Genomic DNA, 17,839 nt, shown 5'->3' with positions numbered 1-17,839 from the left:
CTGTAATACAGGTTATGTCCGGCATACTAGGTTGTGATTGTTATTTTTAAAGGAATAGGGGGTATTATTTTAGTAGAATGCTGTCATTTCCAAGGAAATATTGTCACCGTATCCCGAAAAGCGGAGCCGACTGTTCTGGCCGAGGTCCTAGGAGGCGGAGCTAGACACCACCGAAAAGCGGAATCGTCCGTTTACCTCCGACAGACAAGGCGCTTTTTGCCTTCACTGGCGGAGCAGTTTTGGCCGAGGAGTTGGGTGATGGAGCTGGACAAAACGAAATGCGGAACCGGCTGTTCATAAGTGCTCCCTCAGGCACAAAAAAAACCTCCGTCAAATGCGAAGGTTCAGATCGTACATTCTTTTATTCGGTTACAGCATAATAGGTTGTTACGTAAGAAGGTCTTGGGAAAATCGGTTTTTGGTCTACACCTTCGCTTGTCCCTCTTTTTTTATGAGCCTGTTCATACGATTTTGATTGCTGCCAGTTTTTAAAGGACGATTCATCTTTCCAAAGAGTAAGGATGACATAAGTATCATCATTTACAGGTCTAAGCACACGAATTGCGACAAATCCGGGCTCGCCTTCAATCATCCGTGCCCGTTCTTTGAAGCGCTGTTCAAAGAGAGGCTTCCCTTCATCAGATACAGGAATATTGTTCAGGACAGCATAGCTTCCGTTTTGGAAATCACCCACACCATCAAGAACCTCATATTTTTTAGGCTCCTTAAAAAGGGAAGGGGCATCGCTTTCATGTAACAGAATCGCTTTATCCTCATTTTGCATAAGAAGCATTTTTTCATTCTGATTTTCAGATGCTGTTTTAGCTAAATAGTCTGCAGTTCCAAATGTGACATAAAAATTCATTTTACATTCACCTCTTTTTGTTTCATTATAACAATGATTCCATAATTATTGCTATTTTCTGCCTCGATTGTACATATTCATTCCTTTATTTAACAATAATAAGGGTATCTAAATTAAACGAATTGTAGGTGATGACATGCGGAAAAAAATCATCCTCTCTGCCAGTGTTGCACTATCGACAGCTGTAATTGCTTTTGCAGTCTACCTGCTCATTTTAGTGATTGGCGATTATTCTATAGATGAGAAAAAGCTTGTCATGGATTCGACTACCACTTTGGTGGATTTAAAAGGCAAAAAGGTTTCGGAGCTGTATTTGCAGAACCGTGAGCCCGTAATGATTAAAGAAATTCCGGAGCATGTCCGCAATGCATTTATTGCTGTAGAAGATAAACGGTTTTATGAACACAATGGAATCGATATGAAGGCCATAACGAGGGCTTTATATAAAGATCTGCTTGCCGGCCAGAAAGTGGAGGGCGGAAGTACAATTACCCAGCAGCTTGCCAAAAATACGTTTCTCTCTACTGAAAAATCTCTTCTAAGAAAAACCAAAGAAGCAGCCATCGCGATGAGCCTTGAAAACAAATACAGCAAAAATAAATTGCTTGAAATGTATTTGAATCAAGTTTATTTCGGTCATGGGGCGTACGGCATTCAAAGTGCTGCGCTTTACTATTTCAATAAAGATGCAAAGGATCTGACTCTCGAAGAAGGAGCGATGCTTGCCGGTCTCCCAAAAGCACCTTCCAATTATTCCCCGGTTCTTCATCCTGAAAGAAGCAAAGAGCGCCGTGATACTATTCTGAGCCTTATGGGCGATCAAAATTATCTCACACCTGAAGAAGTCGTCCGCGCTCAAGGAAAGACGCTTGGTTTAAATATTTTTAAAGAATCAGAATCCCCGTGGCTCACAACATACATTGATATGGTGATGGACGAAGCTGAAGATCGATATGCTCTATCAAATGAGGAATTGATGCGGGGAGGCTATACAGTCACAGTTCCTATAAATACGGAAATGCAGGAAACAGCTTATGAGCTGTTTAAAAAAGAAGAATACTTTCCGGGAACAAATCAGCATGCAGAAGGAGCATTTGTCCTTCTTGATAATAAAACCGGCGGAGTTCTGGCTGCGATTGGGGGCAGAAATTATACTCAGAAAGGGTTTAACCGCGTCAATACTAAAAGGCAGCCTGGTTCAACTTTTAAACCAATTGCCGTATATGGACCGGCAATGGAAGAAGACGAATTCGGACCTTATTCACTGCTCGAAGACAAACCTGTCTCATATAATGGGTATCAGCCCAAAAATAATGATCAGCAGTACGATGAAGAGGTAACCATGTATGACGCGATTGCTGCTTCTAAAAATGCTCCTGCTGTGTGGGCATTAAATGAAATAGGCATTTCTAAGAGCAAGAAGTACCTTGAGAAGTCGGGTCTTTCTATAGAAGATAACGGTCTTTCCATCGCGCTCGGCGGACTAAAGGACGGGGTATCCCCATTGCAGCTTGCAAATGCCTACAGATCATTCGCCCAGTACGGCGTTTATAGTGAGCCGTTTGTTATTCAAAAGATAGAGGACCGTGAGTCAAAAAAAATCGGAGAAGTAAAACAAGAGAAGAAGCGGATTTTTTCTTCTCAGACTGCATGGAACATGACAAGGATGCTTCAAGAGGTAGTTGAAGACGGGACAGGACAGACAGGAACATACGGCGGGGAACTTGCCGGAAAAACAGGCACAACTTCATATGTCGATAAAAAAGGCGCTGTAAAAGATGCATGGTTTGTAGGCTATACACCGAAAGTTTCAGGTGCCCTATGGATGGGCTACGATAAGACAAACAGTGAGCAGCATCTGACTCATGGCAGTTCCTATCCAACAAGACTATTTAAAGATATCTTAAGAAATACTTCGCTTGATCAGAATGTTTCGTTCAGTCTTCCAAAAGGGGTAGAGGATCTGGAAGAACCGATCAGGCTTAAAAATCTTGGTGCGGTTGATGCAAAGTATACATTCAAGCCGCTCGGTTTATTTACCGTCACACTGAACTGGAAAGCTCAGAAGGATGACCGTGTCATCTACAGAATTTATGAAACAAGCGGAAGCGGGGACAACCTTGTCGGTTATGTTAAAGGAAAAGATTCCTATGAAATTCCTTATTCTAACCTGTTCTCAGAAGCCTCTTATAAAGTTGTTCCTTATAATGAGCAAACGGATCAAGAAGGCAAAGGCTCAAAACCTGTTAAACCAAAACTATTTTCAACGACTCCTTACTAGCTGGTTCTGACAGCGTTCCTATTGATCAGGACGGATCTGGCAGTTAAGTCAAAACTGGACTTTTCAGCCGGATCCTTTTCTGTCTGCCTGAGCCTGAACAGTCGGCTCCGCTTTTCGGTGGTGTCTAGGTCCGCCTCCTAGTACAACTGGCGAGACCAAAATCCTCCAATTAATTGGAAAACCCCATGAATTAATTCCCAAACCCCTCCAATTAAATTGAAAACCCCTTCAATTCGATATTGACTCTTCGTTCTGAACAGTCGGTTCCGCTTTTCGTGATGTCCAGTTCCGCCTCCTAGCTCCTCGGCCTGAACGGCTCCGTCTGTAAAGGCAAAAAGCGCCTTTTCAGCCGGATCCTTATCTGCCTGTCGGAGCTGAACAGTCGGCTCCGCTTTTCGGTGTTGTCTAGCTCCGCCTCCTAGCTCCTCGGTCAGAACGGATCAGCCAGCAAAGGCAAAAAGCGCCTTCACTGGCTGATCCTTATCTGCCTGTCGGAGCTGAACAGTCGGCTCCGCTTTTCGGTGTTTCAGTGTCAATTTGTTGACATTTATTTGTGAAATCTATACAAGCAAGGGTGAAACAGTTATAGTGTAAGAAGCAAAAACATAGGATAGCGTGTTGTTTTACATAGAAAGGTGGATTTGAGGATTTATGACGGATACAAAGCAGTTTAATGATACATTCCTTAGGGCGTGCAGAGGTGAAAAAACAGATCATGTTCCTGTATGGTATATGAGGCAGGCAGGAAGATCACAGCCGGAGTACCGTGCTATTAAAGAAAAGTACAGTCTGTTTGAGATTACGCATCAGCCCGAGCTGTGTGCATATGTCACAAGATTGCCGGTAGAGCAGTATGGTGTGGACGCGGCTATTTTATATAAGGATATCATGACACCGCTTCCATCAATTGGGGTAGATGTTGAAATCAAGTCAGGTATTGGCCCTGTTATTGATAATCCAATCAGGTCGCTGTCAGACGTTGAAAAGCTTGGCGAAATCGACCCTGAAAGCGACATTCCATATGTGCTCGATACGATTAAATTGCTGACAACAGAGCAATTGAATGTTCCATTAATCGGGTTTGCCGGAGCTCCATTTACGATGGCAAGCTACATGATCGAAGGCGGACCGTCTAAAAACTACAACAAAACAAAGGCATTTATGTATGCTGAGCCGAAAGCATGGTTTACGCTTATGGACAAGCTTGCAGACATGACCATTATTTACTTGAAGGCTCAAATCAAAGCAGGGGCAAAAGCGATTCAAATTTTTGATTCATGGGTCGGCGCTTTAAATGAATCAGATTATCGTTACTTTATTAAACCTGTCATGGAACGCATTTTCACTTCGATGAAGGAAGAAAATGTTCCGATGATTATGTTCGGCGTGGGAGCAAGCCACCTTGCGCATGAATGGCATGACCTGCCGCTTGATGTAGTCGGACTTGATTGGAGACTGCAAGTAGATCAGGCACGCTCCATGGGACTTACAAAAACAATAATGGGAAACCTTGATCCTGCAATCCTTCTAGCCCCTTGGGAAGTGATTGAGGAGCGCGCTAAAAACATTCTTGACCAGGGAATGAAGCAGGACGGTTATATTTTCAACCTTGGACATGGTGTATTCCCTTCTGTTAATCCGGATGTTCTCAGAAAATTAACAGGTTTCATTCATGATTATACAAAAACTGCCAAGCGTGCGAAGAGCATCTGATTTGGAATCTTGCCCTGAGTAATGGCAAAATAAGACTAGATCTTATAACTAACCAAAGAGGTGTAGGGAAAAATGACAAAGAAAACAATGGGTCTTCTCGTTATGGCATACGGAACTCCATATAAAGAGGAAGACATTGAGCGCTATTATACACATATTAGACACGGCCGTCCGCCTGCTCCTGAAATGCTTCAGGATTTAAAGGACCGCTACGAAGCAATTGGCGGTATATCTCCTCTTGCCAAAATCACATTGGATCAAGCTAAATCCCTTGAAGAACATTTAAATGCTGTTCAGAATGATGTGCAATTTAAAATGTATCTGGGACTAAAACATATTGAGCCTTTCGTAGAAGATGCCGTAAAACAAATGAAGGAAGATGGCATTGAGGAAGCAGTCAGCATCGTGCTTGCTCCTCATTTCTCCACTTTCAGCGTCAAATCATATAACGGACGGGCAAAGCAGGAAGCAGAAAATCTTGGGGGACTGAAGATTACATCTGTTGAGAGCTGGTATAAAGAGCCTAAATTTATTGATTACTGGACGAAAAAAGTGAAAGAAACCTATTCATCTATGACTTCAGAAGAACGAGAAAAGGCTGTCTTAATCGTGTCTGCACACAGCTTGCCTGAAAAAATTATAGCAGCGGGAGATCCGTATCCTAACCAGCTTCAAGAAACAGCAGATCTGATCGCAGGAGCTGCCGGCATTGAAAACTATGAAATTGGCTGGCAAAGTGCAGGCAATACGCCTGAACCGTGGCTTGGACCAGATGTACAGGACTTAACCAGAGATCTATATGAACAAAAAGGATACCGTACGTTTGTCTATATACCAGTCGGCTTCGTTGCAGATCATCTAGAGGTTTTATTTGATAATGATTATGAATGTAAAGTGGTTACAGATGAACTTGGCGCGAAGTATTACAGACCGGAAATGCCGAATGCCAAGGATGAATTCATCGACTGTCTGTCAACGGTTGTCTTAAAAGAATTATCTATGAAAAAGTAAACAAAAAAGAAGGCGATAAACAATGACTGACAAGAAAAAGAAAGTTGTCATCATTGGCGGAGGGATAACTGGATTATCCGCGGCATTTTACTTGCAAAAAGAAATACAGGAAAACAACCTGCAGGCAGAATCAATCTTGATCGAAGCAAGTCCGAGACTTGGGGGGAAGATCCAGACTGTCCATAAGGATGGATTTATCATAGAACGCGGACCTGACTCTTTTCTAGAAAGAAAAACGAGTGCACCGCAGTTTGTCAAAGATGTTGGACTAGCGTCAGAGCTCGTAAACAATGCAACAGGAAGATCTTATGTGCTTGTAGGAGATCGGCTGCATCCGATCCCGGCAGGTGCTGTAATGGGTATCCCTACACAAATCCTTCCTTTTGTTACAACAGGGTTATTTTCCATTTTGGGAAAAGCAAGAGCTGCCGGTGATTTTATCCTTCCTGCGAAAAAAGAGACAGGTGATCAATCACTTGGTCATTTTTTCAGAAGGCGTCTGGGGAATGAAGTTGTCGAAAATCTGATTGAACCTCTTCTTTCAGGAATTTATGCAGGAGATATAGACAAGCTGAGTTTAATGTCGACGTTTCCGCAATTTCATAAAGTGGAGCAGGATCACCGCAGTTTGATACTTGGGATGAAAAAAGGACTGCCCGCATCGAACCAGAAACATGAACCCGCACGTAAAAAAGGTATTTTTCAAACGGTAAAAGGCGGACTGCAGAGTTTGGTGGATGCCGCTGAAAGCAAGCTTGACGAAACGAAGATTTTAAAAGGCGTTAAAGTGGAAAGTATTGTGAAAAAAAACGCTGGATATATACTTAGGCTAAGCAATGGGGACTTAATTGAAGCGGATTCCGTTATCATCACAACTCCACATCAGCAAGCGGCAAACATGCTGCCTGACAAAGAAAATTATCAGTATATGCAGGAAATGCCTTCAACATCAGTTGCGACTGTCGCTATGGCTTTTCCGGAAGAAGCCGTTGATATTGAAGGAAACGGCACAGGATTTGTTATTTCCAGAAATGGCGATTACACGATTACTGCCTGCACATGGACACATCGGAAATGGCCTCATACCGTTCCGGCAGGAAAAGCTCTGATTCGTGCATATGTAGGCAAAGCAGGTGATCAGGCGATTGTGGAACAGCCTGATCATGAAATTATCAGTGCTGTTTTAGAGGATCTAAACAAAATCATGAAAATAGATAAGAAACCTGAATTCACTGTCGTTTCAAGATGGAAAGAAGCGATGCCGCAATATAATGTCGGTCATCAGGAAGAAATTCTTGAGGTGAAAACAAAAATGATGAATTCTTATCCTGGTATGTTTTTAGCAGGTGCTTCCTATTCGGGCGTAGGGATTCCTGATTGTATTGATCAGGGAATAATGGCTGCAGCTAATGCATTGGAGTATCTCAAAAAGGCAACTCTTTAAAAGAGAGTTGTTTTTTTTGATGTTTAATCTTGATTGTGAGAAATTCCTGTGATATATTAAGTTCTGTACTAATTGACCAGATTTGTCATTTGGTCATTTTGATGGAGGTAAGCCGATTGAGCATTGATCGAAAACATTTAATTGTGGAGGCTGCAAAGAGGTCGTTTACACAATTTGGCTACAAAGCTACAACAATGGACTCTGTTGCGAAGCTTGCCAACGTTGGCAAAGGGACCATCTACACTTTTTTTAAAAACAAAGAAGAACTCTTTGATGAGATTGTATCCACGCTTCTTGCTGAAATGAGAATGGAAGCAGAAAAAGCAATGGATGATGATCTGCCTTTTTTCGAAAATGTACATCGTGCTTTATACAGTCTGCTTGAATTTCGGAAAAAACATCAGTTCACAATCAAAATCTTTCAGGAAAGCACAGATGTTGGCACTCCGGCTGTACAGGAAGTTGTGCAGCGCCTTGAGAAAATGATTCTGCAGTTTATTGCTTCAAAAATAGAAGCTGCCGTTTCAAAAGGCGAGCTTCGGGAATGCAATCCTGAAGTAACGGCATTTGTGATGGTGAAGCTTTACATTTCCCTTATTTTTGATTGGGAAAAATATCATCAGCCGCTTGAAAAAGCGGAAATAGCAGATCTTTTTCAGCTTTACTTATTAAAAGGATTGTCAAAATAGATGGTCCTCTATTTTTTTAAACAGAATTGACCAAATGAACAAAATGGTCAATATGAATATTTATAGGAGGAGATTTTTGAATGAGCTTAATAGCGAAAGAATGGAAAGCATTAGTTTCCAACAAAAAAGTTCTTATTCCAGTACTCGCTGTATTATTTATTCCGCTAATGTACGCCGGAATGTTCCTATGGGCGTTTTGGGATCCATATGAACAATTAGATCAGCTGCCGGTTGCAGTAGTGAATGAAGACACCGGGGCAGATTACGAAGGAACCGAATTGAAGATTGGCTCAGATCTGGTTGATAATTTGAGGGATAATCCAAAGTTTAAATGGGATTTTGTCTCAAAGGATGAAGCGGTAAGAGGCCTTGAAAATGAACAATATTACATGATGATTGAAATACCTGGGGATTTTTCGAAAAACGCTACAACTCTAATGGATAAAAATCCTCAGTCCCTGGAATTAAAATACGTTCCGAATGAAGGCTTTAACTTCCTATCAGGGCAGATAGGCGGAACAGCTGTTGCTCAAATAAAAGAAGAAGTCTCAAATACGATTACGAAAACCTATGCAGAAAGTATTTTCGAAAATATTGATAAGCTTGCAGACGGCATCGGCCAGGCAAGTGACGGTGCCAGCGAGATCAATAACGGTGTTGGCGAATTGAAAGACGGATCTGGCAAACTGAAGGAAAATCTTCAACTTTTGGCTGAGAAATCAATCAGCTTCAAAGATGGATTGAATAGTGCATCTGCCGGTACTAAGGAATTGTCAAACGGCATTAAAAGCCTGGACAGCGGGCTTGGTCAGCTGCAGGACGGCGGAAAGCAGCTTCAGAGCGGTTCTTCTGAAGCAGAAGCTGGGACTGTTAAGCTGAACGAAGGATTGGGTACATCTCTTGCAGGGATGACAAAGCTGCAGGAATCAGCTCCGCAGTTAACAGACGGTTCAGCTAAACTCAGTGCAGGTGCGGGAGAGCTGTCAGGCGGTTTGAATCAGCTGGCTGAAGGCAATAAAGCATTATCAGCCGGTGCAGGAGAATTATCAAGCGGTTTAAATCAGCTTACTGACGGCAGTAAAGCATTATCAGCCGGTGCAGGAGAACTTTCAGGAGGCTTAAATCGTCTTTATGATGGTAATCAGGCTGCACAAGCAGGGGCTTCGGAGTTATCTGCAGGATTATCTTCATTAAATGATCAGATGGCTGCTATGATTCCTCAAATTGAAAAAATGCCATTGCCGGAAGCAGAGAAACAAAAGTTAATTGAGGCAGCAAAAGGTGTCAATCAATTATCACAAGGAAGCAAGAAGCTTGAAAGCAGTCTTGGAGAGCTATCAGCAGGAGCAAACAAGCTTCAATCAGGTGCGGCAACACTATCTGAAAAATCCGGCGAGCTATCAGCAGGAGCAAACAAGCTTCAAACAGGTGTTGCAACACTATCTGAAAAATCCGGCGAGCTATCAGCAGGAGCAAACAAACTTCAAACTGGCGCTGCTACCCTATCTGAAAAATCCGGACAGCTTGCCGCAGGTCAAAAACAGGTTGAAACTGCTTTAGATCAGCTTGTTGCAGGTCAAGAAGCTTTATATGATGGTTCTGGTAAGCTTTTAACCGGTCAGCAGAAGCTTACAAACGGATTAGAAACATATAATCAGAAATTCGCTGAAGCAAAAGCTGGATCTGCAAAACTTGCAGCCGGCAGCGGTGAACTCAATTCAGGAATTTCTAAGCTTGCAGACGGTTCATCTGCTCTTCAAGACGGTACAAATCAGCTTGCAGACGGTGCCGGAAAAGTAGATGAAGGTGTAGACAAACTTTCAGATGGAACTGGGGAACTTTCTTCTAAACTTGGAGAAGCCGCAGAAGAAACAAAAGACAAAGGCGGTTCAGATAAAACGTACGACATGATTTCCGAACCTGTAAAAGTAAAAGATGAAAAAGTAAATGCGGTTCCTAACTATGGAACGGGCTTCGCACCTTACTTCTTGTCACTTGGTTTATTTGTTGGGGCATTGCTGCTTTCAATTGTCTTCCCATTGAGACAGGCGGCTGGCGTTCCTAAAAGTGCAATCGGCTGGTTTATGAGCAAGTTCGGCATTCTCGCAGTCATTGGCGTCATTCAGGCATTGCTTGCAGATGCAGTCTTATTATATGGATTAAACATTGAAGTACAAAGTGTTCCATATTTCGTTTTATTCAGCATCATTACGAGTCTGACTTTTATTACACTGGTACAATTCTTAGTGACAACATTAGGCGATCCTGGAAGATTTGTTGCTATCATCATCCTGATTTTACAGCTTACAACAAGCGCAGGAACATTCCCGCTTGAACTGATTCCAAATGCGCTGCAGATCTTTAATGCATGGCTGCCTATGACTTATTCAGTCTCTGGCTTTAAAGCGGTCATCTCATCTGGTGACTTTGCCTTCATGTGGCAGCAGGCAGGCATTTTGGCGATCTTTATCGCTGCTATGATGATTGGCACAATTGCTTATTTCTTCTTCGCTTTAAGAAAGAATAAAAGAGAAGAAGCAGAAGAATTAGCTGCATAAAGGAAAAACGTCTAAAGCGATATGCTTTAGGCGTTTTTTTTATTATGAATGATCCAGGAGTGAACTGACAGAGAAAAGATTCAATCGTTTTATATATTGAAAGCCCTTACATTTTGAAATATAATGGAAAATGAGAACGATTTCATTTGTATAGAGACACCATTCGTTCGCGAGATGAGGGGGAAAGCAAGTGTCTACAATTGAGGATGTTGCCAGACTTGCAGGACTGTCCAGAACCACGGTATCACGAGTCATCAACAACCATCCGTATGTATCTGAATCTAAAAAAAGGGTTGTATTAGAAGCAATGGAAGAACTGGGTTATGTACCTAATTCATCCGCCAGAAGTCTCCGCAATCAAAAGACAGAAATTATAGCAGTGTTCATTCCAAGAGTTCTCAATCCTTTTTTCAGCCAGTTCATTGAGTCATTGGAGATTGCTTCGTCTGAGAGAAACTATCAGCTGATTGTTTGCCAGACACAATATTCTAAAACCAAAGAACTTAAATATTTAAACCTGCTTAAAACAAAGCAGGTTGATGGCGTGATCCTTGCATCCCTTGAAAATGACTGGAGAAAAATCGAACCGTATATGGAGTATGGTCCAATCGTATTGTGCAATGAGTTCGAAGAAAATGCAAAAGTTCCTATGATCAGGTTAGATCAGGCATTTGGAGGCTACATAGCGACAAAGCACTTGATTGAGCAAGGCCACAAACATATCGCCTATTGCTGCGGAGGGCACAGAAGCAATGTTGCCAAAGAGCGGGAGAGAGGATTTAAACAAGCCTTAGCAGAAACAGGACTGCCTTTTGACGAAAATGCCGCGTTCAGGGACGCATTTAATATTGAAGATGGAAAGAGAGTTTTCCGCGAATTAATAGAGCTGCATGAGAAACCAACAGCTGTTTTTACTGGTGCTGATGAAGTAGCAGCGGGAATCATCTCTGAAGCAAGAAAGCATGGCTGGAACGTGCCGGATGAGCTTGCCGTCGTGGGCTTTGATAACCAGGCGATTACGGAATTGCTTGATCCAATGATTACAACCGTTCACCAGCCTGTAGGAGAAATGGCTAAAAAAGCAATGGATGTGATGATTGATAAAATTAACAGGAAAATCTATCATTCTCTTGAAATTTACCAGTTTCCTCTGAAGCTTATTGTGAGGGATTCCACTGTGAGTAAGGAGATTGTAAAGTTTAGATGACAAATTAGTCAAAGAATTGAGAGCTAAGGACACTGTTTTAAAAGCAGTGTCTTTTTTGATGAAAGGAATCTAAGAAATATGGGTTTCATTGTCGAAATTATGTGGTAATTCAATAGAGTACATATAATAGAACGGAAGGAATGAATCAATTGACCAAGCATTCTAAAAACAGCAAGGATGAACAGTTAGAAGCGTACCGGGTAGATGATACGGGAAAGAAAATGACGACGAATCAGGGGCTGCGTGTTTCAGATGATGAGCATTCTTTAAAAGCAGGTGTACGGGGACCTACTTTGATGGAAGATTTTCATTTCAGGGAAAAGATGACTCATTTTGATCATGAGCGCATTCCTGAGCGAATTGTGCATGCTATGGGCTATGGGGCTCATGGTTATTTTCAGGTCTACGAGCCGATGAAAGAATTCACAAAGGCTAAATTTCTTCAGGATCCTTCTGTTAAAACGCCTGTATTTGTCCGGTTTTCAACGGTTGCGGGTTCAAGGGGTTCAGGTGATACGGTAAGGGATGCGAGGGGATTCGCAACCAAGTTTTATACCGAGGAAGGAAATTATGATTTAGTCGGAAATAACATTCCGGTTTTCTTCATTCAGGATGCGATCAAGTTTCCGGATTTGGTTCATGCTTTAAAACCAGAACCGCATAATGAAATGCCTCAGGCTTCTTCCGCTCATGATACATTCTGGGATTTTATTGCAAACAATCAGGAATCAGCACATATGATTATGTGGGCAATGTCAGACAGGGCGATCCCGCGAAGCTACCGGATGATGGAGGGATTTGGCGTCCATACCTTCAGATTTGTAAACGAGGAAGGGAAAGGCCGTTTTGTGAAATTCCTCTGGAAGCCGAAGCTTGGCGTTCATTCTCTTGTGTGGGATGAAGCTCAAAAGCTTGCAGGAAAAGATCCGGATTTTCATAGAAGAGATCTCTATGAAGCGATTGAAAATGGAGATTATCCAGAATATGAGCTAGGCGTTCAAATCATAGAAGAAGAGAATGAGTTTAACTTTGACTTTGACATTCTAGATCCGACAAAGCTATGGCCGGAGGAAATCGTTCCTGTAAAATTGATCGGAAAAATGACGCTGGACCGCAATCAGGATAATGTGTTTGCTGAAACAGAGCAGGTTGCGTTCCATCCTGGAAGTGTAGTTCCAGGCATTGATTTTTCAAATGACCCTTTGCTTCAGGGCCGATTATTTTCATATACAGATACACAGCTTTCAAGACTTGGCGGTCCAAACTTTCATGAACTTCCAATCAATCGTCCCGTCTGTCCGTTTCATAACAATCAAAGAGACGGTATGCACCGCATGACGATTAACCGCGGCCAGACCGCGTATCATAAAAACTCACTTGCTCAAAATGACCCTCGTCCGGCTGCTGAGGAAGAAGGCGGCTATGTTCATTATCAGGAAAAGGTAGAGGGAAGTAAGATCCGTCAGCGCAGTGAGAGCTTTAAGGATCATTTTTCACAGGCTAAGCTGTTCTGGAACAGCATGACAGAAATTGAAAAGCAGCATATCACTACAGCTTTCCGCTTTGAACTTGGAAAAGTAAAGAGCAAATATGTTCAGCAGCAGGTTGTTGACATGATCAGTGCCATAGACATGAATCTTGCAGAAGAAGTGGCAGCAGGCATTGGGGCATCGGTCAATAAGGATACAGCAGAGTCAGGTGTAACAAACTCGTCTCCTGCACTCAGTCAGGAAAAAACAATCAAATTACCGGATACACGAAAAGTAGCGATACTCGCTGAGGACGGGTACAATGCCTCTCAGCTAAATCCATTCTTAAGTTCATTGGAAGAAGCAGGAATGACGCCTGAAGTGGTCAGTCATACACTGAGCCCGCTTAAAAGTGATGACGGCCATCAACTTGAAGTGGACCATACTTTCCTTACTAGTGATTCCGTCTTATTTGACGCGATTTACGTTGCAGGAGGAACGAAAAGCCGGGATCTCTTACTTCAGAAGAAAGAAGCGGCTGCTTTCTTGAAAGAAGGCTTCAGCCACTTTAAAGCAATCGGAGCAGCTTATGAAGCGGCTGAAATTCTTGAATCAGCGGGAATTGGCAATGGTTCTGGCGTAGTAGTTGCTGAAGCATCAGAAAAAGCGGCTACTTTCTCTGATGCATTTATTGCAGCAGCAGCCGAGCATCGCCATTGGGACAGAGAAGTTTAATAGAATATGAAAAGGCACTGATTTCTCAGTGTCTTTTTTATTGCATAAAAAAAGAGAAAGAACGTAACATTCTTTCTCCAAAATATAGGTATTGTAAGGATGAACAAAGGTTAAATGTGGTTGATTTTCATGCATTTATCGCATGTATTGCCGTAACACTCATGCTGTTCTTCAATTTTATCCCCGCACTCCAAGCACTTCTTAGCAGGCAGGTTTTTGAAAAATTCAGTCATTTTAACTAACATTGGTATCCCCTCCAAGTTGTTGTTAATATCATTGTATTATAACAGATGGAGATATGTCAACGTCTGTTTTGTAACAATATCATAAAACATGCAATTTTTTATGAAAATGGGTATATTGAGAGGTAGGAATAAAAATAAAGGAGGATTGTCATGAAGGTAACAGTAGTTGGTTTTTGGGGTGGGTATCCAGCTGTTAATGAGGCATCATCGGGATATCTTTTTGAATCTGACGGATTTCGGCTCCTTGTAGACTGCGGAAGTGCTGTCTTATCACAGCTGCAGAATTATGTGAAGCCTGAAGAGCTTGATGCGGTCATCCTTTCCCATTATCACCATGACCATATTTCAGATGTGGGACCGCTGCAATTTGCAAGACTGATTGCAAAGTACTTAAACAAGAACAGCAGGGCACTGCCGATCTATGGACATGCCGCTGATCAGGTGGAATTTGCAAGACTTACATATAAAGACGTGACAATAGGGAAGGCCTATAATCCAAATGAACAGATTCAAATCGGACCTTTTACCATTCGTTTCTTAAAAACAAAGCACCCGGTAGACTGTTTTGCAATGAGGATTTCTGACGGTGATGCAGAAGTTGTTTATACAGCTGACTCAAGCTTCATCGAAGAATTTATTCCCTTTTCAAAACTGGCAGATCTTCTTCTTTGCGAGTGTAATTTTTACGGAGAGATGGATGGGTCAGGTGCAGGACATATGAATAGTTACGATGCAGCAAAACTGGCAAATCGCGCTTCCGTTAAAGAATTAATGCTTACTCATTTGCCGCATTTCGGGAACCATCAGGAGTTAATCTCAGAAGCTCAGACCATCTATCAAGGTCCTGTCCGCCTTGCTGCTGCCGGCTTAACATGGACACAGGAAATTTAGGAGGAACAAACCATGCTATTTATCGATAATCAAGGAATTACGGATCCAAGAATAAATCTGGCCATAGAGGAATATTGCCTGAAAAACTTAGATCCTGAACAAACTTATCTGCTTTTCTATATAAATGAACCTTCCATCATTATCGGGAAGAATCAAAATACAATAGAAGAAATTAATACGAAATATGTAGAAGATCAAGGGCTGCATGTTGTCCGCAGATTATCAGGGGGCGGAGCTGTTTACCACGATCTTGGAAACTTAAATTTCAGCTTTATCACAAAAGATGATGGAGACAGCTTTCACAATTTCAAGAAATTCACTGAACCTGTGACACGTGCGTTAAAGCGCCTTGGGGTGGATGCTGAGCTAAGCGGCAGAAATGATATTTTGGCTGAAGGCAAAAAAATATCAGGCAACGCACAGTTTTCAACGAGAGGCAGAATGTTCAGCCATGGGACTCTCCTGTTTGATTCGGAGATGGAGAATGTTGTGTCTGCTTTAAAGGTGAAAAAAGATAAAATTGAATCAAAAGGCATAAAATCGATTCGCAGCCGGGTAGCAAACATCAGCGAATTTCTGGAAGAAAAAATCACGATTGAGCAATTCAGAGAGATCATTCTCCGTTATATCTTTGATACGGATGGGGAAATCCCTCAATACAGACTGACAGAATCAGACTGGGGAAAAATCAATGAACTCTCAAAAGAACGTTATCAGAACTGGAACTGGAATTACGGAAAATCGCCAACCTTCAATCTTCAGCACTCACACCGTTTTCCAATTGGCCAGATCGATGTTCGTCTGGAAGTGAAGAAAGGCCAAATTGAAAACTGCAAAATTTTTGGCGATTTCTTCGGAGTGGGAGATGTTGAAGAAATTGAAAACCGTTTAAAAGGTCTGCAATATGATCGTTCCTCAATTGAACTGGCTCTCAGGGACGTTGAGATCAAACACTATTTTGGAAACGTGGAGAAAGATCAGTTTATCGATTTGCTGTATTAATACATGCAAGGGATGTCCGTAAATCGGGCATCTTTTTTTTGAAATAATTTAAACGAGCCGTTTATTGAGTATTTCTCTTTCATAAAATATAATAGACTTATAGTTTTAAATTTTTAGAAAATGAATGGTTATTCATTCATTTTTACAAGGGGTGGGAGAATGAATTTATCATCACAGCTGTCTTTATCCGCAAAAACGTATAGAGACAAGCCGGCATTTATCTTTGAGGGAAAAGAAACATCCTATGGGGAACTGGATGTTTTAATCAGCAAATTTGCAGATGGCCTGCAGAAGCTCGGAGTGAAAAAAGGGGATCATCTCGCTCTAGTGCTTGGGAATTCACCATATTTTGTTATATCGCTATATGGAGCAATGAGGGCTGGCGCTACAGTCATTCCAATCAATCCAATCTACACACCAGATGAAATCGGGTATATTTTAAACAATGGTGATGTAAAAACAATTGTTACTCTTGATGTTCTGCTGCCTTTATTTGAAAAAATGAATCATGTTTTGCCAATGCTTGAGAATATCATTTCATGCGAAACTCCTCCATCTGATGCAAAATCAGGATTGGATGTTTCAGCACTTTCAATCAGCTCTAAAATGAAATCGTTTACAAGTTTAATCGCTTCTTCTGTTTCGGATCCTGATGAGGTCATTCTCTCAGAAGAAGATGTTGCTGTCATCTTATATACATCAGGCACGACAGGAAAGCCTAAGGGGGCAATGCTCACTCACAAGAACCTTTACAGTAATGCAAAAGATGTAGGTTCTTATTTGAAAATGAATGATGGTGACAAGGTGGTTGCTACTTTACCTATGTTCCACGTTTTCTGTTTGACGGTATCACTTAATGCGCCGCTAATCAGCGGGGCAACCCTGTTAATTGTGCCGCGCTTCAGTCCTGCTGACATTTTCAAGCTGATTAAAACCTATGAAGCTACTGTTTTTGCAGGTGTGCCGACAATGTATAATTTCCTTTTACAGCACGCAGCGGGGGATGCAGACGATCTGCAGTCTCTCAGACTCTGCATTTCAGGCGGGGCATCTATGCCGGTTGCGCTATTAAAAGGATTTGAGCAGAAGTTTAAGGTCGTTATTTCTGAAGGCTATGGATTATCTGAGGCTTCTCCAGTTACGTGCTTCAATCCGCTTGACCGTCCGCGAAAAGCAGGCTCAATCGGCACGAACATTCTGAATGTCGAAAATAAAGTAGTCAATGAATTAGGAGAAGAAGTACCTCATGGACAAGTTGGAGAGCTGATTGTTAAAGGTCCCAACGTCATGAAGGGGTACTATAAAATGCCTGAAGAAACAGCCCATACGATTCGGAATGGCTGGCTCTATACCGGAGATCTTGCCACAATGGATGAAGAAGGCTACTTTACCATTGTCGACCGCAAAAAAGATATGGTGATAGTCGGCGGATATAATGTTTATCCGCGAGAGGTTGAGGAAGTGCTTTACAATCATCCGGGTGTAGTGGAAGTAGCCGTTGTCGGTGTTCCGGATCCAAACCAGGGAGAAGCAGTAAAATGTTTTGTTGTATTAAAAGATCAATCACTGACAGAAGAAGGATTAAAAGCTTACTGCCGCGAACATTTAGCTAAGTATAAGGTTCCAAGTTCCATTGAGTTTTTAGAAGAACTTCCTAAAAATACAACAGGGAAAATCTTGCGCAGGGCGCTTAAAGATCAAGTTCTTCAAAAATAGTCAGGAGGAAGTC

General features: G+C 42.0%; 13 protein-coding genes. 11 read left to right on the top strand and 2 right to left on the bottom strand.

Annotation, left to right across the window (positions count from 1 at the left end):
• Window positions 1-361: 361 nt before the first annotated feature.
• Complete coding sequence (locus tag E2R53_RS12215; protein WP_133312008.1) at window positions 362-865, bottom strand: antibiotic biosynthesis monooxygenase family protein; 504 nt, start codon at window positions 863-865, stop codon at window positions 362-364.
• Between the two features lie 136 nt (window positions 866-1,001).
• Between E2R53_RS12215 and E2R53_RS12210 the strand changes: the two genes are divergently transcribed.
• The 8 genes from E2R53_RS12210 (at window position 1,002) to E2R53_RS12175 (ending at window position 13,972) form a co-directional block, all read left to right on the top strand.
• Window positions 1,002-3,146 (top strand): transglycosylase domain-containing protein, encoded by a 2,145-nt coding sequence (locus E2R53_RS12210; RefSeq protein ID WP_133312007.1) that lies wholly within the window; start codon window positions 1,002-1,004, stop codon window positions 3,144-3,146.
• Between the two features lie 651 nt (window positions 3,147-3,797).
• Window positions 3,798-4,859 (top strand): uroporphyrinogen decarboxylase, encoded by a 1,062-nt coding sequence (gene hemE, locus E2R53_RS12205; protein ID WP_133312006.1) that lies wholly within the window; start codon window positions 3,798-3,800, stop codon window positions 4,857-4,859.
• 72 nt (window positions 4,860-4,931) lie between these two features.
• The gene (hemH, locus tag E2R53_RS12200) at window positions 4,932-5,870 is read left to right on the top strand and encodes a ferrochelatase (protein ID WP_133312005.1); all 939 of its coding nucleotides are present in this window, start codon (window positions 4,932-4,934) and stop codon (window positions 5,868-5,870) included.
• Between the two features lie 22 nt (window positions 5,871-5,892).
• A complete protein-coding gene (gene hemY / locus E2R53_RS12195) occupies window positions 5,893-7,314 on the top strand; it encodes a protoporphyrinogen oxidase (protein ID WP_133312004.1) in 1,422 nt (473 codons plus the stop codon).
• A 116-nt stretch (window positions 7,315-7,430) separates the two neighbouring features.
• The gene (locus E2R53_RS12190) at window positions 7,431-8,003 is read left to right on the top strand and encodes a TetR/AcrR family transcriptional regulator (protein ID WP_133312003.1); all 573 of its coding nucleotides are present in this window, start codon (window positions 7,431-7,433) and stop codon (window positions 8,001-8,003) included.
• Between the two features lie 80 nt (window positions 8,004-8,083).
• Window positions 8,084-10,561 (top strand): YhgE/Pip domain-containing protein, encoded by a 2,478-nt coding sequence (locus E2R53_RS12185; RefSeq protein ID WP_133312002.1) that lies wholly within the window; start codon window positions 8,084-8,086, stop codon window positions 10,559-10,561.
• Between the two features lie 190 nt (window positions 10,562-10,751).
• Window positions 10,752-11,768, top strand: coding sequence for a LacI family DNA-binding transcriptional regulator (locus E2R53_RS12180; RefSeq protein ID WP_133312001.1), 1,017 nt, complete (start codon window positions 10,752-10,754; stop codon window positions 11,766-11,768).
• Window positions 11,769-11,908: 140 nt separating this feature from the next.
• On the top strand, window positions 11,909-13,972 hold the full coding sequence (locus E2R53_RS12175) for a catalase (RefSeq protein WP_133312000.1): 2,064 nt from the start codon (window positions 11,909-11,911) through the stop codon (window positions 13,970-13,972).
• A 110-nt stretch (window positions 13,973-14,082) separates the two neighbouring features.
• On the opposite strand, the gene yhfH is transcribed toward E2R53_RS12175, so the two are convergent.
• Entirely contained in the window at window positions 14,083-14,217 is a 135-nt protein-coding gene (gene yhfH / locus E2R53_RS12170) for a protein YhfH (protein ID WP_070879296.1), read from the bottom strand.
• Window positions 14,218-14,367: 150 nt separating this feature from the next.
• Here yhfH and E2R53_RS12165 point away from each other — a divergent pair, with 150 nt between their 5' ends.
• The 3 genes from E2R53_RS12165 (at window position 14,368) to E2R53_RS12155 (ending at window position 17,826) form a co-directional block, all read left to right on the top strand.
• Window positions 14,368-15,108, top strand: coding sequence for an MBL fold metallo-hydrolase (locus E2R53_RS12165; RefSeq protein WP_133311999.1), 741 nt, complete (start codon window positions 14,368-14,370; stop codon window positions 15,106-15,108).
• Window positions 15,109-15,120: 12 nt separating this feature from the next.
• A complete protein-coding gene (locus E2R53_RS12160) occupies window positions 15,121-16,110 on the top strand; it encodes a lipoate--protein ligase (RefSeq protein ID WP_133311998.1) in 990 nt (329 codons plus the stop codon).
• A 159-nt stretch (window positions 16,111-16,269) separates the two neighbouring features.
• On the top strand, window positions 16,270-17,826 hold the full coding sequence (locus E2R53_RS12155) for a fatty acid--CoA ligase family protein (protein ID WP_133311997.1): 1,557 nt from the start codon (window positions 16,270-16,272) through the stop codon (window positions 17,824-17,826).
• Window positions 17,827-17,839: the final 13 nt, after the last annotated feature.

This window comes from Peribacillus frigoritolerans, assembly GCF_004358755.1.
Taxonomy (GTDB): domain Bacteria; phylum Bacillota; class Bacilli; order Bacillales; family Bacillaceae; genus Bacillus_P.
Note: the sequence above shows the minus strand (reverse complement) of the source record. Positions and strands in the feature narration are given on the sequence as shown.